Annotated in this window: 19 protein-coding genes and 1 tRNA gene; 5 read left to right on the top strand and 15 right to left on the bottom strand. The window is 58.1% G+C overall.

What is annotated here, in order from left to right; all coding sequences use genetic code 11:
- Positions 1-27: 27 nt before the first annotated feature.
- The 5 genes from L2D14_12025 to ccsA form a co-directional block, all read right to left on the bottom strand.
- Entirely contained in the window at positions 28-2,274 is a 2,247-nt protein-coding gene (locus tag L2D14_12025; protein ID WNJ98595.1) for a PAS domain-containing sensor histidine kinase, read from the bottom strand.
- Positions 2,271-3,725 (bottom strand): nitrogen regulation protein NR(I), encoded by a 1,455-nt coding sequence (gene ntrC / locus L2D14_12020; protein ID WNJ98594.1) that lies wholly within the window; start codon positions 3,723-3,725, stop codon positions 2,271-2,273. The genes L2D14_12025 and ntrC overlap by 4 nt, the downstream gene beginning before the upstream one ends.
- Positions 3,718-4,851 (bottom strand): ATP-binding protein, encoded by a 1,134-nt coding sequence (locus L2D14_12015; GenBank protein ID WNJ98593.1) that lies wholly within the window; start codon positions 4,849-4,851, stop codon positions 3,718-3,720. The genes ntrC and L2D14_12015 overlap by 8 nt, the downstream gene beginning before the upstream one ends.
- A gap of 1 nt (position 4,852) precedes the next feature.
- On the bottom strand, positions 4,853-5,851 hold the full coding sequence (gene dusB, locus L2D14_12010; GenBank protein WNJ98592.1) for a tRNA dihydrouridine synthase DusB: 999 nt from the start codon (positions 5,849-5,851) through the stop codon (positions 4,853-4,855).
- Positions 5,852-5,923: 72 nt separating this feature from the next.
- Positions 5,924-6,724: a cytochrome c biogenesis protein CcsA gene (gene ccsA / locus L2D14_12005; protein WNJ98591.1), complete on the bottom strand. Its 801-nt coding sequence runs from the start codon at positions 6,722-6,724 to the stop codon at positions 5,924-5,926.
- A gap of 148 nt (positions 6,725-6,872) precedes the next feature.
- On the opposite strand from ccsA, the gene L2D14_12000 reads away from it, so the two are divergent.
- Entirely contained in the window at positions 6,873-8,054 is a 1,182-nt protein-coding gene (locus L2D14_12000) for a bifunctional 2-C-methyl-D-erythritol 4-phosphate cytidylyltransferase/2-C-methyl-D-erythritol 2,4-cyclodiphosphate synthase (GenBank protein ID WNJ98590.1), read from the top strand.
- Positions 8,055-8,156: 102 nt separating this feature from the next.
- Positions 8,157-9,086 carry a response regulator gene (locus L2D14_11995; GenBank protein WNJ98589.1) on the top strand — a complete coding sequence of 310 codons (930 nt, stop codon included), beginning with the start codon at positions 8,157-8,159 and terminating at the stop codon, positions 9,084-9,086.
- A 14-nt stretch (positions 9,087-9,100) separates the two neighbouring features.
- Here L2D14_11995 and cutA read toward each other — a convergent pair whose 3' ends face one another.
- Positions 9,101-9,442: a divalent-cation tolerance protein CutA gene (gene cutA / locus L2D14_11990; protein WNJ98588.1), complete on the bottom strand. Its 342-nt coding sequence runs from the start codon at positions 9,440-9,442 to the stop codon at positions 9,101-9,103.
- A gap of 131 nt (positions 9,443-9,573) precedes the next feature.
- Between cutA and L2D14_11985 the strand changes: the two genes are divergently transcribed.
- The 3 genes from L2D14_11985 (at position 9,574) to L2D14_11975 (ending at position 11,075) form a co-directional block, all read left to right on the top strand.
- On the top strand, positions 9,574-9,897 hold the full coding sequence (locus L2D14_11985) for a hypothetical protein (protein ID WNJ98587.1): 324 nt from the start codon (positions 9,574-9,576) through the stop codon (positions 9,895-9,897).
- Between the two features lie 20 nt (positions 9,898-9,917).
- Positions 9,918-10,259, top strand: a complete 342-nt coding sequence (locus L2D14_11980) for a (2Fe-2S) ferredoxin domain-containing protein (protein WNJ98586.1) — start codon at positions 9,918-9,920, stop codon at positions 10,257-10,259.
- Positions 10,260-10,550: 291 nt separating this feature from the next.
- Positions 10,551-11,075, top strand: coding sequence for a hypothetical protein (locus L2D14_11975; protein ID WNJ98585.1), 525 nt, complete (start codon positions 10,551-10,553; stop codon positions 11,073-11,075).
- Positions 11,076-11,096: 21 nt separating this feature from the next.
- On the opposite strand, the gene L2D14_11970 is transcribed toward L2D14_11975, so the two are convergent.
- The 9 genes from L2D14_11970 to L2D14_11930 all read right to left on the bottom strand — a co-directional run bounded on the left by L2D14_11970 (position 11,097) and on the right by L2D14_11930 (position 17,778).
- Positions 11,097-12,836 carry a calcium-binding protein gene (locus L2D14_11970; GenBank protein ID WNJ98584.1) on the bottom strand — a complete coding sequence of 580 codons (1,740 nt, stop codon included), beginning with the start codon at positions 12,834-12,836 and terminating at the stop codon, positions 11,097-11,099.
- A 182-nt stretch (positions 12,837-13,018) separates the two neighbouring features.
- Positions 13,019-13,095: transfer RNA gene (locus L2D14_11965), tRNA-Pro, on the bottom strand.
- 103 nt (positions 13,096-13,198) lie between these two features.
- Complete coding sequence (locus L2D14_11960) at positions 13,199-13,681, bottom strand: MerR family transcriptional regulator (GenBank protein ID WNJ98583.1); 483 nt, start codon at positions 13,679-13,681, stop codon at positions 13,199-13,201.
- Positions 13,682-13,692: 11 nt separating this feature from the next.
- Positions 13,693-14,013 carry an integration host factor subunit alpha gene (locus L2D14_11955; GenBank protein WNJ98582.1) on the bottom strand — a complete coding sequence of 107 codons (321 nt, stop codon included), beginning with the start codon at positions 14,011-14,013 and terminating at the stop codon, positions 13,693-13,695.
- Positions 14,014-14,194: 181 nt separating this feature from the next.
- Positions 14,195-15,193: a beta-ketoacyl-ACP synthase III gene (locus L2D14_11950; protein ID WNJ98581.1), complete on the bottom strand. Its 999-nt coding sequence runs from the start codon at positions 15,191-15,193 to the stop codon at positions 14,195-14,197.
- A 1-nt stretch (position 15,194) separates the two neighbouring features.
- A complete protein-coding gene (plsX, locus tag L2D14_11945) occupies positions 15,195-16,277 on the bottom strand; it encodes a phosphate acyltransferase PlsX (GenBank protein ID WNJ98580.1) in 1,083 nt (360 codons plus the stop codon).
- 79 nt (positions 16,278-16,356) lie between these two features.
- A complete protein-coding gene (rpmF, locus tag L2D14_11940; GenBank protein WNJ98579.1) occupies positions 16,357-16,542 on the bottom strand; it encodes a 50S ribosomal protein L32 in 186 nt (61 codons plus the stop codon).
- Positions 16,543-16,663: 121 nt separating this feature from the next.
- A complete protein-coding gene (locus L2D14_11935) occupies positions 16,664-17,218 on the bottom strand; it encodes a DUF177 domain-containing protein (GenBank protein WNJ98578.1) in 555 nt (184 codons plus the stop codon).
- Positions 17,215-17,778 (bottom strand): ubiquinol-cytochrome C chaperone family protein, encoded by a 564-nt coding sequence (locus L2D14_11930; protein WNJ98577.1) that lies wholly within the window; start codon positions 17,776-17,778, stop codon positions 17,215-17,217. The genes L2D14_11935 and L2D14_11930 overlap by 4 nt, the downstream gene beginning before the upstream one ends.
- Positions 17,779-17,827: the final 49 nt, after the last annotated feature.

Here is a 17,827-nt window from a genome sequence, read left to right as displayed (position 1 = left end):
ATGTTGCTTGCCGGTCCTGTAATTATTTTAACTTGCCGGTACGGATGACGTGCCGGCGGTTGATTGGCTCTCGGTATCGGTCCCGGAATCCTGCCTGGGGAAACTCAAGGACACTTCAGCGCCGCGTGGTGAGCGATCCGTCAGGTTAAGCGAACCCCCATGCTCTTCCATGATTTTTTTCACGATGGCGAGGCCAAGTCCAGTCCCCTTCTCGCGGGTCGTGACATAGGGTTCCGTCAGGCGGTCGCGGTCTTCCGCCGGAAGCCCACGGCCATCATCGCTTACCTTCACGACAACCATGCGATCGTCGTTATCCGCCTCAACACTGAGGGTTACCAGTCCCTCGACACCCTCGGCGCCTTCTTCACGTGCACCCTGGATTGATTCGGCGCTGTTCTTGAGCACATTGGTAAGCACACGCGCAACCTGACGGGAATCACAGGGGACCCTGACATCCTCGTCCGGGAGATGAAGATCGAAACGGATATTGTTGTCGCGGTTTCGTTCCAGGAACACGGCCTGACGGCAAAGCTCCGACAGGTTTTCCATTTTAATGTCCGGCTGCGGCATCCGGGCGAACGACGAAAACTCGTCGACCATGCGGCCGATGTCGGCAACCTGACGGATGATCGTTTCGGTGCACTTCTGGAAGGTTTCCTTGTCGCTGGTGATTTCCTTCAGGTATTTGCGGTTCAACCGTTCCGCTGAAAGCTGGATCGGTGTCAGGGGGTTCTTGATTTCGTGGGCGATACGCCGCGCGACATCGGCCCAGGCCGCCTTGCGTTGCGCCGATAACAGTTCGGTGACGTCATCGAAGGTCACGACATAGCCGACGACGCTCCCTTCGAGGCGTTCGGCAGCAACGCGGACCAGAAACGTTTTGTGCTCGCTTCCCTGCCTGATGGTGATTTCCGCCTGTTGCAGCCGGTCCGTGCGGGCCTTCGACAGCAACACGAGATCGTTCAGTTCGGGAATCACATCGGCCAGTTTCTGACCGATATGATCATCCAGATTCATTCCCAGCAGATTGGACGCGGACCGGTTCGGAAGGTTTATCCGTGTGTCGGCGTCCAGGCCGACAACGCCGGCGGAAACCCCCGCAAGCACGGTTTCGGTAAAATGACGGCGTTCATCGAGTTCAATGTTGGCGGCGATCAAGCCCTGTTGCTGGGAATCTATCCGCCCCGTCATGTTGTTGAAGGCGTGACTGAGCACGGCGATTTCATCCTTGGCGTCGGTTGCATTGACGCGTGCGGACAGGTCCCCCTTCGATACCTTGTCGGCGGCATCGATCAGATCGGTGATCGGCTCGGCGAGCTGCGCGGAAACCGTCATGCCGGTCCATATCGCGGACAGAATAAGAATGAACACGGCAATGGTATAAATCAGCACGAAACTGATTTGTACGCCGCTACGCGTGGCTTCCAACTGCTTGTATTCATCAAATGCCTGGCGGATGGCTGAGATGTGCTGCAAGACTCGCGGGTCGACAAAGCGCTCGACCAGAAGATAGGCATCGACGAAGCGGTTGAGCTTTACCAGCGCCCGCACCTTGTCGACCTTTTCGGAACCCAAGAGCGTGACCTCGCCCTTGTCGGCCTTCTCGAATGCGCCAGGCGGAATTTCCTCGATCACCGTCGACAATGCGAAGTCGGACCGCGCCATGGCATTGCCGAGCCGGTCAATGACGACAGCCTCGGGAAGTTCACGAAGTGTCGCGTTTGCGGTCAGGACGCGGTTGAATTCCCAGGGATTGCGGATCAGCGTCGGTGCATTCTGATTGAGGACATAGGCGACGCTGTAAGCCTGATTGGCAATATTTTCGCGGTGCTCTTTCAGGTAGGCATCGGTGACACCGACGGATTCCCTGAGCGCCCCCGACACGCGGTCATTGAACCACGCCTCGAGACCGAAATTCAAAAACAGGTATGAAAAAACGGCGACAAGCAACGCCGGTGTCACGGCAATCAGCGCGAACAGCATGACAAGCCGGCCCTGAAGCCCTGCCCCGGCGCGGCCGCGGTGGCGCGCAACCCATAACGTGATGACCCGCTTGCCGACGACAATGCTCAAAAGCAGAAGCAGGATACCGTCGATGGTCAGAAGCCAGCGCAGTTCCTCGACACGTTCGCGCACGGCAGCGGTATCGGTCATCAGGGCAACCGTCGCAATTCCGGAAGCAACGGCGGCGATGGCCAGAAGAAACGCAAACCGGCGTTGCAGGCTGCTGTTCGAAAGCCAGCCGCGTATTCTGCTGGTTTCAGCCCCGCTCATTCGGACCCCTTGATGATTGGAATACCCAGTTCGCGGATTTTCTTGCGCAGTGTGTTTCGGTTCAGCCCCAGCACTTCCGATGCCTTGACCTGATTGCCGCGTGTCACCTGCAAGGTCTGCATGATCAGCGGGCGTTCGACTTCCCTGAGGACCCGGCCATAAAGCCCGGCTGCCGGCAAGACACCGTCATGGGCACTGAAGTAATTTTTCATGTGCGCATCGACCGCATCGGCGAGACCTCCGCTTTGGGTAACGGTTTTTTCCGTCTGCCCCTGCCCGTCATGCAGTTCGGTGTTGATAATTTCGGCGTCGATTACTTCTTCCGAATACAGTGCAGCAAGGCGCTGCATCATGTTTTCCAGCTCGCGGACGTTGCCGGGCCAAGCGTGCTGCTGCAGAAGCTCAAGCGCATCGGGCTCGATGATTTTCCACGGCAATCCCTCGTTGGCGGCACGTCCAAGGAAATGCCTGACCAGTTCGGGAATATCCTCGGCCCGCTCGCGCAGCGGCGGCAGACGGATCGGCACGACGTTCAGCCTGAAGTACAGATCTTCGCGGAACAGTCCGCGGCGGATCAGGCGCTTGAGGTCGTGGTGCGTGGCGGCGACGACGCGAACATTCGACTTGATTGCGGTGCGCCCGCCGACAGTGGTGTATTCACCTTCCTGCAGTACGCGTAAAAGCCGGGTTTGCGCTTCCATCGGCATGTCGCCGATTTCATCGAGAAACAGGGTCCCGCCGTTGGCCTGCTCGAAGCGCCCTGTTGAGCGGTTGACGGCGCCGGTGAACGAGCCTTTTTCATGGCCGAAAAGCTCACTTTCGATCAGATCGCGCGGTATCGCGGCGACATTGACGGCGACGAACGGTTTGCCCTTGCGCTTGCCGTAGTCATGCAAGGCGCGGGCGACGAGTTCCTTGCCGGTGCCGGACTCGCCTGTGATCATCACTGTCAGGTCGGTCGGCATCAGCCGCGCCAGCGTGCGATAGATTTCCTGCATTGCCGGTGAGCGCCCGATCAACGGCAGGGCTTCTTCCACTTCTGCTTGCGTTGCCCGGCTGCTACTGAGGCCGTGGTCCTTGGAGCGCGCCTCAAGGCCGCGCCGCACGACGGATACCAGTTCCTTGAGATCGAAAGGCTTGGGCAGGTATTCGAAAGCGCCGCGTTCGGTGGCTTTGACGGCGGTCAGCAGGGTGTTTTGCGCGCTCATGACAACGATGCGCAGGTTCGGCCGGATGCGCCGGATTTTCGGAACCAGATCCAGGCCGTTTTCGTCCGGCATCACGACATCCGTGATGACCAGATCACCATCCCCGTTTTCAACCCATTGCCAAAGTGTCGAGGCATTGCCCGTCGAGCGGACTTCATACCCGGCACGTGACAGCGCCTGCGTCACCACTGTGCGGATGCTGTCGTCATCATCGGCGACGAGGATCGTTGCGTTCTCAGACATCTACTTCCTCATCCTTACTCTCTGCTTTGAACATCGGCAGCATGATCCTGAAAACGGTCCGCCCCGGAATGCTGTCGAATTCGATTACCCCGCCGTGATCGCCAATAATCTTGGCAACCAGTGCAAGCCCCAGACCGCTGCCTTTCGGCTTCGTGGTGACAAAAGCATCGAACATATAGCGTTTCATGTCATCGGGGATGCCGGGGCCGTTATCGCGGACCCAGACCGTCAGCGGCAGATGTACCCTGTTTTCCAGTCCCGGCAATGCAAACCGTACGCCCTGGCTGTAAGCGGAACCGAGGGTGATTTCGCCGCCGACACTGCCGACGGCTTCGGCGGCATTCTTGACGAGATTGAGGAATACCTGCACGAGCTGGTCGTGATTGCCCCAGACCGGCGGCAGGGATGGGTCGAACTGATTGTGAAAACGCACATGCTTGCCGAAACCCGTTTCCGCGAGGCGCTGGACGCGGTCCAGAACCTTATGAATGTTGACGGCCTCGCGTTGCAGCGGCACGCGGTCCGAGAAAACCTCCATGCGATCGACCAGTCCGACGATGCGGTCCGCTTCGTCACAAATCAGGGTCGTCAGCTTTTTATCTTCCTCGTCGGCGGATTGCTCAAGCAGCTGCGCGGCGCCACGGATACCGCTGAGCGGGTTTTTTACCTCATGCGCCAGCATGGCCGCCATGGCGGTGACGGAGCGCGCGGCCCCCATATGATTGAGTTGGTGATTGATCTTTTCGGCGATGGAACGGAGCTGAATGACGATGGCGACAGCGCCCGGATCTTCGAGGATGCATGAAACCTGCACATCGACGGCGTGCGAACCGATCCTTGGGCTTTCCAGGGTCACGTCGTATTCGGCAACGACACTGCGGAACCGCCGCGCCTGATTGACCAACGCCAAAATCGGGCTGTCAGCAGGTATCATGTTATCGATGGATTGGCCCTGCAGGTACGTGGCGCTGCCCCGGAAAAGCTGCTCTGCCGCCTGGTTGACGCGGCAGATGTTATTCTCGGCGTCGACGACGATGACGGTACTCGCCAAAGAGTTCAGAACCGCATCGGCATCAATGCTGCCGCGAGGTACTTTTTTGGCAAGCGCAGTAGTTTGTTCTGCCATATTACGCGGCAAGCTGGTCAAGATTAGAATGATAGAAATCGCGGATACGGCTACGGACGGCATCCGGTTCGGTCATTTGATTTATTTGCGCCCGGAAATCAGCGGAATCCCGCAAGCCCTTGGAATACCAGCCGATATGCTTCCTGGCGATGCGCACCCCGGCATTGATGCCGTAATGTTCCAGGATATCGTCATAATGTGTGAGAACGGTATGCAACTGCTCGTCGAGCGGCGGTTCCGCCAGTTCGCCCCTGTTTTCCAGATAATGCTGGACCTGTGCGGGGAACCACGGACGCCCGTACGTGCCGCGGCCGATCAGAACCCCGTCGGCCCCGGACTGCGCCAGCGCCTGTTCGGCGTCTTCTACGGTATTGATATCGCCATTGCAGAAGACCGGCAGACTGACCGCTTCCTTGACACCGCGAATGAAGCCCCAGTCGGCGTGTCCCTTGTAAAACTGGCAACGTGTGCGGCCATGCACGGCAAGCGCCTTGATCCCGCTTTCCTCGGCAATCCGGGCCAGCTCGGGGGCGTTGCGTGAATTGTCGTCCCAGCCGGTGCGCATTTTCAGCGTCACCGGGATGTCCACGGCCTTGACCGTGGCTTCCAGAAGCCTGCCGGCATGCACCAGATCGCGCATCAGCGCCGAGCCTGCATCGCCGTTGGTGACTTTCTTGACCGGGCAGCCCATGTTGATGTCGATCAGCGCCGCGCCGCGGGCTTCATTCAGGCGTGCGGCTTCGGCCATTACGTCCGGTTCGCAACCCGCAAGCTGAACCGACATCGGATGCTCATCGGCGCAGTGGGTGGCCATTTTCATGGTTTTCTTGGCGGCGTGGATCATCGCCTTCGAGGCGATCATCTCGGACACAACCAGACCGACGCCCCAGCGCTTGACCAGACGCCGGAACGGCATGTCGGTGACACCCGACATGGGGGCCAGAACGACCTGCCCGTCCAGTTGTACCGGGCCGATCTCGATAGGTTTTAATTGAGCCACAGAGCACCTCTCCGAATTTGCACACAAATTAGGCAAAATCCCTCAAGATGCAATGTTTTTTAAGCGTTTGCGTCAGCCGATCAGGACATCGGTGACGAATTTTACGCCGGGATAGCCAAGGGTGAGCAGCAAATAGGCCAAAAGCACCATACGCGCCGCTTTGCGGCCGCGCAGGCCATGTTTTGCCTGGGCGAAAAGCAGCACGCCGATGATGACGAAACTGGCAAGTGTGAAGATGGTTTTGTGGTCCGGGGTCAGGGCTGCCGATCCGTTAATGACATTGAGGACGATCCCCGTCAGCAGACCAAGCCCGAGCACCGCCTCGCCGATGCCGAGGAAGCGGATCACCAGCCGGTCGCAATCGGTGATTGACGGCAGGACGCCGCCCAGCGGTGCCCTTTCCTTGCGTTTCAGGGCGCGTTCCTGGAGGAAAGCCGCCCATGCCGCGACGGCGGCGAGAGTCGCCAGCCCGTATGTCGTCACGGCGAAGGCAATGTGCAGGATCAGCAGTCCTTCGTTTTCGGCCCGCGTCAGCGGCTCGGTCGGGCCGTGCTGCCAGGCGAAGCCGATCAGCGACAGCACCAGCATGTAACCGCTCAGCAACGGCGCCAGACGCCAGACGCTTCGCACCAGTGCCGAGAAAATCATGAACAGGGCCATCGTGGCGGCAATGGTGACCCATATCGAGGTCGAGAAATCGGCCTGCCAGGATTCATGCGAGCGGGCGATGACGGCACTTGCGGGGCCGATGCAGGCCAGTGCGATTACGGACCAGAACGCCGCATTGCGCTGAAATTGCGTGCGCCATGTCAATGCCAAGGCAGGCACCAGCGCGGCAATTGCGGACAGTCCGAATATGATCCCGTTTTGCATGCTGCACCATCGCGCCGGACCCCGCGTTTGGCAAGGGGGAGCTTGGGGGGGAGCTTGGGGGGAGCCTGAACACCACGCTTGGCAATACGGGCCTTGGCGGGTAAAGCTCATCACCCTGAAAAGACACTGATATTACGGGGAGCACGGCATGCCGGGGACGGCGGTTATCATAGTCGCGGCCGGACGTGGTCACAGGTTCGGCACGGAAATGCCGAAGCAGTTCGTGCAGGTGCACGAAAAGCCGCTGATCCGCCATGCCGCCCTGGCATTTCTGTTGCACCCGGACATTGACGCGGTACTGCCGGTCATCCACCCAGACGATGCCGAAATCGTCGCAGACGCGTTGCAGGGACTGGATGTCCTGCCCGCCGTTGCCGGTGGCGCCGAACGGCAGGATTCCGTGCGCAACGGCCTTGAGGCGTTGGCAACCCTGCGCCCGGACAAGGTTCTGGTGCATGATGCCGCGCGGCCGTGGGTGACGCACCGCTTGATCGATGATGTGCTTGCGGCGCTGAATTCGCATGCCGGCGCCATTCCTGCCCTGCAGGTCGTCGACACCTTGAAGCGCACGGATGCCGACGGGGTCGTCGTGGGCACCGTATCGCGCGATGCGCTTTGGCGTGCGCAAACCCCGCAAGGGTTTGATTTCGAGCTGCTGCTGGCAGCGCATCAGGCCGTGCGCGGCGAGGCACTGACCGACGATGCCGCCGTGATGGAAGCATCCGGACATGCCGTAACCGTGGTTCCCGGCGATGAAGGCAATCTCAAGGTGACGGCGCCTGAGGATATTGAACGAATGGAGCGGATCATGGCGGATGACGTTTCCGGGGCGGGCATACCCCCTCGCCCGGCATTCAGGATCGGCAGCGGGTATGACGTCCACAAGCTCGGCCCCGGTGATCATGTGACGTTATGCGGCGTCGAGATCGCGCACGATCAGTCCCTGATCGGCCATTCCGATGCGGATGTGGCGCTACATGCCCTGTGTGACGCCATTTTCGGCGCTCTCGGCGATGGCGATATCGGCAGTCATTTCCCGCCGAGCGATGAACAGTGGCGCGGTGCGGCGTCGGACAAGTTCCTGACCCATGCCTGCGCAAGGATGCGTGCACAAGCCTATGAGATTGAAAATATCGATCTGACGGTGATTTGCGAACGCCCTAAAATCGGCCCGCACCGTGAGCAAATGCGCGCACGGGTGGCTGAAATCGCCGGGATTGAGCCATTGCGAGTTTCCGTGAAGGCGACGACCACCGAGAAACTCGGCTTTACCGGACGGGGTGAAGGTATTGCCTGCGAAGCGGTTGTCTTGTTGATTTCGGGAAATTGATACCTATGCTGCGTTGACCCTATCGCCGGATCGTTTACATTTTTACGATCAGGGGTGGAATAAAGTCCTAGAGGCCAAGGCGCCTGGGGAAATGTGCGTCGAATGATACAAAGAAATACTTTTGACCAGGTTGATGTGTTGCTGATCGATACCGATCTCAACGCCCGTCAGGGCGTGCGCACGATCTTGTCGAATAATGGATTTTCCGGCGTCACGCTGGGGACCGACCTGGCCCGCGTCAGGGAGGCCGTCACCACACGCATGCCCGATCTGCTTCTGTGTGGCACCGAATTCCCCGACGGCAAGATCACCGACCTGATCCGAGATATCCGCCTGAACCGCATCGGCAACAATCCGTTCATGCCGATCATTATTCTTCTGGGCGAACCGACCCCGGCCCTGGTGGCCGATATCATGAGTGCCGGCGCCGACGATGTCGTGATGAAACCGGTATCGACGAAAGCGCTGCTCGATCGCATTTATCTGCAGGTGCACAAGCGCAAGCCCTATATCGTGAACGAGGAATATCTGGGGCCTGCGCGCAAGGGTGACGATGTTTCGCGCGCCATTGATCCGCCGAACCCCCTGCATGCAAAAGCCACCGGTGGCCAGGTTCGCTTTCACGAAGTCGAGCGGGCCATCGATAATGCATTGATGGAAGTCCGTAACCGCCGGCTTGAAAACATGGGGCCGGAAATCGCCGCACTCGTCGGCCGTGTGGTGCCGATGCTCGACAGCAAACCGAAGGTCAGCGATACGGCGCTGGGTGGTTTGCAGATGCTGATTGAAATGAACGGCGATTTGATTGGCCGACTCAGCGGCAGCAAGTACGATCATGTCTCGGAACTGTGCAAAGCCATGGTGGCCGTCGCGCAACGGCTTTGCAAAAGAGCTGCCGAACCGCCCGATCAGACCCAGGTGCGGCTCTTGAAGCCGCTTTCACAGGCCATTCAGGCAGGATTTGCCGGCGGTATTAATTCAGGAGATGCGGCGCGGCAGATCGTTCAGCGCATCGGCGTCAAATACGATTAATCCGTTCGTGTAAATCAATCCGCTTCCGATATTTCCTGTTCCGATGTTTCCTGCGCGATCCAGTCGATAAACTGCTGATTGCCGCCGACGATCGGTATCGCGACCACGCACGGGCAGTCGTATGAGTGCTCCATCTTCACCATATCCGTTGCGGCGTCGATCAGCGTCCGATCCGTCTTGACGATCAGCAGGGTCTCGCGCTCTTCCTGCACGCTGCCTTCCCAGCGGAAAATCGATGTCAGGCCGTCAATGACATTGGCGCAGGCACAGAGGTTTTCCTCGATCAGTGTCCGGCCGATGGCCAGGCCCTCCTCGCGCGTCGGGACGGTGATGTACAGGATGACCGGGTCCGCCATTTGTATCTCCATGTGTGACGTTATGTGTGACGATAGCTTTGACCTGAGCGAAAACTAACGTACCATATCGGTCTGACCAAGCGAACGGTGGAGCTTAACAATTCGCCGCACTTGGGCCAGGAGGTGGAGAGATGAGTAACGCGGACAACAGCGCGGCGGTTTCCGTCGACCCCGAAGCGGGGGCCGGTAAGGAAAATGCCAAGCGTGCGCAACAACCGAACGAAACGCAGCTCAGGTGGTTGCAGCGCGGTCTGGAGCAGCCAGGCGGCAAGTTGCCGCTGTTTGACCGCATCGGCCAGAAAGTCAGTGAACAGACGGTCCGCAGTTGCATCCGCCACGGCTGGGCCGAGCCCTGGTTCAACAACCCGATCAAGCCTGACTGGCTGGTGTGCCGCCTGACGGAAAGCGGCAGAACGGTCGCCGCCGATGCGCCGATGCTGGCCGACGAAGACTGAACAACGGCTGTCAGCTTTTCATGACCGAACACGATACCGACACGCCCGTCATCAAATCCGTTCTTATCTGCATCAACCGGCGCTTTCATGGCGATCAGCCGTCATGTGCACAACGCGGATCGATAGCGCTTGCCGATGCCATCGAAGCCGGTGTCGCCGCGCGAAAAATCAACGTGCAGGTCGAGCGCATCAAGTGCCTGGCCCAGTGCACGAAGGGGCCGACGGTACGGTTTTCACCCGGTGGGCGTTTCAATCTGGGGACTAAACACGAGGATATTCCGGCGTTGCTGGATGAGCTTGAACGCGAATGCGGACTCAGGGATGAAGATACGGGACCGCCCGTCCATCTGCTCGGTTCTTAAATTAATCGGAAAAATTTTAAAAAATGCAAAGTGCTGTGATGTGTGTCACAGGCGCATGATTACCGAACTGTCATAGTTTCGATTGTAAGGATGGATTTCTTCACAGAATCCTCCCTTCCCTCAAGAGCACAAACTCTGGCCGGACCTCCCAAGGTCCGGCCATTCTCTTTTTGGTAACGATCTCAGGTGTATTAAGTTTGAGAGCGGACCGGGATTGCATGTGCAGGTCATGGTCAAGCCCGTGAAAGTGATTTGCACTTCCCAAGATGAAACAGCATATGAAAAACCGATATGCGGATTCTTGAAGCCAGCAAACACAGCGAAGAGATCACTCCCGAAACGGAGATCTCGGATATATTCCGTTCATCCATCGAGGTCTGGCAGCGCCTGAAAAAACAAGATGAGGATGCGCCGGTCTGGGTGATCGATCATTTGCTGCAATTCCCGTCCGAGCTTATTCCCTATGCCAATGTCATGATCTGGGACCCGTCCTTGAACGATTTCCGGTTTTTGTTTTGGGGTAGCGGCAGAACGGAAATGATGAAGTACAACTACACCGGCAAGCCGCTGTCCGAACTTAAGCCGGCGATATATAACGATCTTGTGCGCGAAGAACTGAGCGAGGCGTTGACGCATCTAAAGCCATTTAAATCCAGCGTACAGGTTGTGTTGGAGAACGGGACAAATACACAGGTCGATAAAATCCGCTTGCCGTTTCTGGATACGAACTATGAGGCCACGGTCGTCCTGTCGCTGGATGATGTATATCAGTTCTTGCAGCGATATTATCTGACGTGGCACCGCAGGTCCGAATGACGATGACAACGGGGCCGAGGCCTAGCCGTAATCGATCCGGTTGATGTCCTCGAAGATCAATTCGGAACCGTCGGCGAGTTCTATGCGTCCACTTGCGTCGCCATCGAATTCGATCCCCGCCTCGGTGTAATTCCAATCGACGCCGTTTTCCACTTCAAGGGTCCACAAGCCTTCATCCGGGCCGACATTAATGCCCTCCAGCTGAATGGTATCGGACCATCCCGTTCCCCCCGATACGGTGTCGCTGCCGCTATCGAAACCGAAGATAAACAAGTCATTTCCGGCGTCGCCGGATATGTCGTCGTTCCCTGCCCCGCCCATCAGTACGTCATCTCCGGTGCCGCCGGAAATCAAGTCATCGCCCGCGCCGCCATAAATCTCGTCGTTGCCCGCATCGCCCTGCAAATTGTCGGCACCGGCATCGCCCCAGATCAAGTCGTTATCGCCCCCCCCTGCAATTTGGTCCGCACCTTCGCCGCCCATCAGCACATCCTGATCGTTGCCGCCTTCCAGAACATCGTCGCCAAGCCCGCCCCACATCGTATTGTCGCCGCTTCCGCCTGTTAAAAAATCGTCACCGGCGCCGCCCGAGATCAGATCGTCGCCTTTCCCGCCGTCAATCTCGTCTGCACCTTCGCCACCGAAAAGCTGGTCGAACCCGTCGTCGCCGCTGACCACATCATCGCCGGCACCAGCGATCACTACATCGTCTCCCTTGCCGGCCGTGACGTCATCAAACCCGTCGCCGGCATCGATCCAGTCGCTGCCCTGGCGGGCATCGATCGAGTCATCACCCGCATAGCCGAGCACGACATCATCGTTTTTCGAGGTGCGAAGGCGGTCGTCGCCGTCACTTCCTTCGTAGACGGAAGTGCTGCCTGGTTGTTCGGGGGGCGAAACTTCTTCCGGTGACGTCGGCGCGCTCGGTTCTGTCGGGTATGTCGGTTCTGTCGGCGATGTCGGCTCGGTCGGTGATGTCGGTTCTGTCGGTTCTGTCGGCTCGGTCGGCGATGTCGGCTCGGTCGGCGATGTCGGCTCGGTCGGCGATGTCGGTTCTGTCGGCGATGTCGGCTCGGTCGGCGATGTCGGCTCGGTCGGCGATGTCGGCGATGTCGGTTCTGTCGGCTCGGTCGGCGATGTCGGCTCGGTCGGCGATGTCGGCTCGGTTGGCGATGTCGGCGACGTCGGCTCGGTCAGCAGCTCTTCTTCGACTTCTGCTTCGAGCTGAGAAGACGGCTCCAACGATCCTGCAAGGTGCGACAGATCATCGGGCTCAGGTGTCAGGTCCGAAGCCTTACCGGTGAATGATGGTGTTGCAAAAGTGCCGTCGGCCTCTTCAAGGTTGGGGGCCTGTTCATCCGCCACCAATTCATAGCCCCCGCTTTCGTTGCTGACGGCAACCTCATCGGCATTCGGCAGATATCTCTCGATGATATTCCTGGGAACGTTGTGCGCTATGCCCTCCGGGACATGGCCCGGGGCAGTACGGGGTTCGTCCGGATTAGTTGGCGCATCACCGGGAACAAGTCCTGCGTTTACATCATTGTCGGTCAGATAAGAGCCCAAGTGAATGCTGTCATAGCCGCTTTCGCTGCCGGCATCCGGATTGTATTCGGCGATATGTTCCTGCTGAATAGCATCCGCATCCGCAGGCTTGCCGAGATCGTTCAGTACGGTCAAATCATCAAGCGTTTTCGCAGCGCTCGATGGCGAAGACCGTTTCGTATCATCGTCTGCCGGTTTACCCCGGTTGTCTGCCATTGCCTTCCAGAGTCCTGTCAATTTATGCCTGCAACGACACCATTAGTTATTATATGACAATGCAGACGGCAGCGTCATGATCTGTGTCATCGCGCGATTGGGGTATTTAGTGACTCATGCCGTGCATGCGACAACCTGTTTACGGCAATTTCTGCGGGAAAGTCTATTTCGGGAAATGGAAATGGTCGGGAAGACAGGATTCGAACCTGCGACCCCTGCGCCCCCAGCACAGTGCTCTACCAGGCTGAGCTACTTCCCGACCGGTTTGCGCCACAGGTCAAAATGGGGGTGCGGCGCGGGCGGACTATAATCTCCACCCCTGCATGGCACAACAAAAAGCGACGTTTAAAACGGAAGGATATTCAAGAAGCGCTTTGCAGGAGTTGGGCATGCAAACCCTTGAGGTCGGCAACTATCCCGCGGAGTTCCTCTTGCAGGCTGCCTTCAACCTGAACGGCAGTTTCCCCGGCTGCGTGCTTTGCCGGCAGCGAGGTCTGAGGCTCACCCTGAGCCCCCTCGCCCAACGGAATTTTCGCTTCCGTATCGGAAACGAAATTCCTGACACTACCGCTTTGACGCAGCAGTTTCTGAACACCCTTGATAGTGTAACCATCGACATAGAGAAGGTCTCGGATGCGCCGCAGAAGTTGCATATCATCGGGGCGGTAATAACGCCGCCCGCCACCACGCTTCATCGGCCGGACCTGAGGGAATTTCGTTTCCCAGAACCGCAGGACATGTTGCGGCAAATCAAGCTCATCGGCCACCTCGCTGATAGTACGAAAGGCGCTTGCCGATTTTTCCGGTTTGTCCGCGTTGCGGTCGTCAGGTGAGCTGTCGCTCATGAAGTATCTTCTTAAATTTCAGATGATTCACTTGGCTTGCGGATTTCGTTAATCCGGCTTTTGAGAACCTGAGAGGGACGGAACACCAGCACCTTGCGGGGCAGGATCGGCACCTCTTCGCCTGTTTTCGGATTGCGGCCAATGCGCTGGCCTTTTTCACGCACCGAGAAACTCCCGAAAGATGATACCTTCACGGTCTCCCCTTTGATCAAAGCATCCGCCATATATTCCAGGACGCTTTCCAAAAGGTCGGCGGACTCGTTGCGGGATAACCCGATTTCCTGATAGACGGCTTCGCCCAGATCAGCTCGCGTTACGGTCTTGCCCGTCATAGCAACGCAGCTCCCCCTTGTTGTCATTGCCGGAAGCGTATCCTTGAGCGGGAAATCCGTCAATATCAAAGGGATGGCCGATTTTCGGCGATAGTAGTTTTTGCATCAATAAGACACTAGAAATAGCGTGGGATGCCAAATCCCAGCACCAGCGCGGTAAAAAAAATTTAGCTGCGTGCGCTTACCAGCGAACCAGACCCGCCCCCCAGGTCAGTCCACCGCCCATGGCTTCGAGCAAAATCAGATCGCCGCGTTTGATGCGCCCGTCCTTGACGGCGGTATCCAGCGCCAGCGGTATCGAGGCGGCCGAGGTGTTGGCGTGTTTTTCGACCGTAAGAACAACATGGTCGAGGCTCATGCCGAGTTTCTTGGCGGTCGAATCGATAATCCGCTTGTTGGCCTGGTGTGGGACGAGCCAATCGATGTCCGAGCGGTCAAGTCCGTTTGCCGCGAGGGCTTCGTCAACGATCGAAGCAAGATTGGTCACCGCGTGGCGGAAAACTTCACGGCCGTTCATCCGCACATGACCGACGGTCTGTGTCGTCGACGGACCGCCGTCGACATAAAGAATGTCATAGTTAGAACCGTCGGAGTGAATATGCGTCGACAACACGCCGCGTCCCGAATTGTGGCCTTTGCCGTTGCCACCCTTGGTTACTTCTTCCTCTGACGCGCGCATGACAACAGCCCCTGCCCCGTCGCCGAACAAAACGCAGGTCGAGCGGTCATTCCAGTCGAGAATGCGTGAAAACGTCTCGGCGCCGATCAGCAGTACCGTTTTGGCCTGCCCGACACGGATGAAGTTGTCGGCAACCGCCAGGCCGTAAACGAAACCGGAGCACACTGCCTGTACATCGAATGCAGCACCGTTGGTCATGCCGAGCTTGTGCTGCACCTTTGCCGCCGTCGACGGGAAAGTGTTGTCGGGCGTCGTCGTGGCGACGATCACCAGATCAAGTTCCGAGGCATCTACCCCGGCATGTTCCAGGGCACGCGTGGCGGCATGGAATGCCAAATCGGAGGTGAATTCACCTTCTGCAGCAATGTAGCGCTGGCCGATTCCGCTTCGCGACCTGATCCACTCGTCGGAAGTGTCGACGGTCTTTGCGAGTTCATCATTGCTGACACAGCGTTCCGGCAGGTATGAGCCGCAGCCGAGAATTTCTGATCGAATGTTCATATTAACTTGCAGCAGCCTCTGATTTATCGACATCGGAGGCGTCGTCGCTGAGAACGGCCGCATCGCGGTCTTCCAGAAGCTGGGCGCAGTCTTCCTTGATGCCTTCGTTGAAATTGTTACGGACCAGATTAACGGCAACGCCGATGGCATTGGCGAAGCCGATGCCGTCCGTGCCACCGTGGCTTTTGACGCAGATGCCGTTCAGACCGACAAACATCGCGCCATTATAGAGCCTGGGGTCGAATTTCTTCTTGAACTGTAACAACGCCGGGCGGGCGATCAGGGCGCCGAGTTTGCCGAGTAGTGACGACGTCAGCGCGCTGCGCAGGAAAAAACCGAACATCGAGGCCATACCCTCGGCGGTCTTCAATGCGACATTCCCGGTGAAACCGTCGGTAACGATGACGTCGACCGTACCCTTGGCGATATCGTCGCCTTCGACGAAGCCGTGGAAATGGATCGGCAAATGCGTCTGCTGCAGCAGTTCCGCGGCGCCGCGGACTTCATGGTTCCCCTTCAGATCCTCGGCGCCGACATTGAGAATGCCGACGGAAGGATGCTCGCAACCAAGCACGTTACGTGCGAAAACCTCGCCCATCACGGCGAACTGCAACAGGTTATCCGCATCGCATTCGACATTGGCACCGAGATCGAGCATCACCGTCTGGCTGCGCATGGTCGGAAAATACGTGGCGATGGCCGGGCGGTCGATGCCCGGCAGCGTCTTCAACACGAACTTGGCCATGGCCATCAGCGCGCCGGTGTTGCCCGCCGAGATGACGGCATCCGCTTCGCCATCGCCGACGGCATTTATCGCCAGGCGCATGCTCGACTGCCGGCCAGCACGCAAGGCAATGGCAACCTTGTCGCCACTACCGATCACATCGGGCGCATGGCGGACTTCGGAAGCCTTTTTGGCAGCCGGATAGTTCGCGAGCATCTCGCTCAGGCGCACTTCGTCTCCGAACAGCAAGAACCGGAGTTCCGGATTCTGCCGTGCGGCTGCTTCAACACCGTCGATAACCATTTCAGGGGCGTTGTCGCCCCCCATGGCGTCGATTGATAAGGTCAAGCTTGTGGTCAATGCCTCGTCCCGAAAGCGGAATCCTGGATTATCTCACAGGACCGCATCATACGGGCCCAGCGGCCCGCTTAAAAGGCAGTTAGGCCAGCTCTTCGACGGCAGAAACTTCGCGACCGCTGTACGAGCCGCAAGACTGGCATACGTGGTGCGGGCGAGAAAGCTCGCCGCAGTTCGTGCACTCGACGAGATTGGTCGCATCAAGCGCATGATGCGCACGACGCATGTTGCGCTTCGACTTGGAAACCTTTTTCTTAGGTACGGCCATCTCTCAAATCCTCTTTGTTTACTCGTATCCGAACGAGCGCGCTTTCTTAGAGGATTTGGCCCGCCGCTGCAAGTCGTGAGACGTAAATATCTTTTATATCTTTGAAGTTCGCAAAAATGGCTTAATCTTTTGAATTTATTTGATCTTTCAGGGCTGCAAGAGCTGCAAACGGGTTTGGGCGCGCTTCATCGGGTGCAGGATCGGCGTGAATGTCCTCAAAAACAGCGTCCGGCGCCCTGGGATACGGCGGAATATTCAGCGCCAGTTCTTCGATCGCCTGCTCCGCGACGTCTATTTTACCATCGAGAATCGGCTCAGGTTCGTCAATTTCCGGATCGGTCAGGCTTTCATCGTCGTCATGGGTCAATCCCTGTAGCGGATCGGCGTCTTCGGCAAAAAACCGATCTGTTTCGAATTCCAGGGTTTGCGTCAGCGGTTCTCCCGTAATGACGCAGTTTTGGACGATTTCCGCGCGAATCGGTCCACGAAGCGAAATCTGCCGGCCGATCTCGGGCTGCAGCTTCAAATCCGCCTCGAAGCGGTTGATCCGGACGACTCCCAGCCTTTCGCCAATGGCCTGGAGTTCCGGCGCCGTCGGCCGCAGTTTGATGACAAGCCCCTTCGACGACAGTTCGTCGACCCTGACAGGATGATGCATTTCCGGTGTATCGCTCATGTGTCGCCCCCTCCCGTGGGTTTTTCAGCTATCTGTGCGAAACCGATTCGTGCCGACAGCAAATCCGCCACATCCTGCTCGGCAAGGTGCCTGTCCTCGGCGCGGACATGTTTGGCCAGGCGTGCGATATGACGCTCTGCGGGGTGGGTTTTGCGGTACGGATGGCGGGCCAGCGTCTGGCACAACCGTGCATCGTCATCGTCGGCCAGCGCTTCCTCATATGCCTTTATGCGGCCGTAGAAGCTTTCCGCCAGTTTTTTGACTTTCTTGCCGACGCTGATATCGCCGACACCCAGTTCACGCAGGTTGGAATCGATATCATCGAACATGACATCGAAAAAGGCCTGTGAAATTTTCCTGGCGTCGGCTTCGTTCTTCAGGCGCCGCAGCACAAGAAAAGCCATCAGGGCAAGAATCTCGAAACGGCCCTCGGGCGTGTCCGGCACATCCATGGCGGTGTAAAATTCGGGCCGGCGCGCAGCAACGATAGTTTCGGCGTACAGAGCGCGCGCCGTTTCCGTATCCGGGTTCGTTCCGAAAAGCGATCTGAGCGAAAACACGGATTACAAATCCTTCCTTCCATTGACATTTTCCGGTCGCGGCGGCACT

It is taken from the genome of Thalassospiraceae bacterium LMO-JJ14 (genome assembly GCA_021555105.2).
Classification (GTDB): Bacteria; Pseudomonadota; Alphaproteobacteria; order Rhodospirillales; family Casp-alpha2; genus UBA4479.
Note: the sequence above shows the minus strand (reverse complement) of the source record. Positions and strands in the feature narration are given on the sequence as shown.

Excerpts from the sequence above, each read along its gene's own strand:
- L2D14_12025 (WNJ98595.1), bottom strand. The coding sequence starts at position 2,274 with ATGAGCGGGGCTGAAACCAGCAGAATACGCGGCTGGCTTTCGAACAGC.
- ntrC (WNJ98594.1), bottom strand. The coding sequence starts at position 3,725 with ATGTCTGAGAACGCAACGATCCTCGTCGCCGATGATGACGACAGCATC.
- L2D14_12015 (WNJ98593.1), bottom strand. The coding sequence starts at position 4,851 with ATGGCAGAACAAACTACTGCGCTTGCCAAAAAAGTACCTCGCGGCAGC.
- ccsA (WNJ98591.1), bottom strand. The coding sequence starts at position 6,724 with ATGCAAAACGGGATCATATTCGGACTGTCCGCAATTGCCGCGCTGGTG.
- L2D14_12000 (WNJ98590.1), top strand. The coding sequence starts at position 6,873 with ATGCCGGGGACGGCGGTTATCATAGTCGCGGCCGGACGTGGTCACAGG.
- L2D14_11995 (WNJ98589.1), top strand. The coding sequence starts at position 8,157 with ATGATACAAAGAAATACTTTTGACCAGGTTGATGTGTTGCTGATCGAT.
- cutA (WNJ98588.1), bottom strand. The coding sequence starts at position 9,442 with ATGGCGGACCCGGTCATCCTGTACATCACCGTCCCGACGCGCGAGGAG.
- L2D14_11985 (WNJ98587.1), top strand. The coding sequence starts at position 9,574 with ATGAGTAACGCGGACAACAGCGCGGCGGTTTCCGTCGACCCCGAAGCG.
- L2D14_11980 (WNJ98586.1), top strand. The coding sequence starts at position 9,918 with ATGACCGAACACGATACCGACACGCCCGTCATCAAATCCGTTCTTATC.
- L2D14_11975 (WNJ98585.1), top strand. The coding sequence starts at position 10,551 with ATGCGGATTCTTGAAGCCAGCAAACACAGCGAAGAGATCACTCCCGAA.
- L2D14_11970 (WNJ98584.1), bottom strand. The coding sequence starts at position 12,836 with ATGGCAGACAACCGGGGTAAACCGGCAGACGATGATACGAAACGGTCT.
- L2D14_11960 (WNJ98583.1), bottom strand. The coding sequence starts at position 13,681 with ATGAGCGACAGCTCACCTGACGACCGCAACGCGGACAAACCGGAAAAA.
- L2D14_11955 (WNJ98582.1), bottom strand. The coding sequence starts at position 14,013 with ATGACGGGCAAGACCGTAACGCGAGCTGATCTGGGCGAAGCCGTCTAT.
- L2D14_11950 (WNJ98581.1), bottom strand. The coding sequence starts at position 15,193 with ATGAACATTCGATCAGAAATTCTCGGCTGCGGCTCATACCTGCCGGAA.
- rpmF (WNJ98579.1), bottom strand. The coding sequence starts at position 16,542 with ATGGCCGTACCTAAGAAAAAGGTTTCCAAGTCGAAGCGCAACATGCGT.
- L2D14_11935 (WNJ98578.1), bottom strand. The coding sequence starts at position 17,218 with ATGAGCGATACACCGGAAATGCATCATCCTGTCAGGGTCGACGAACTG.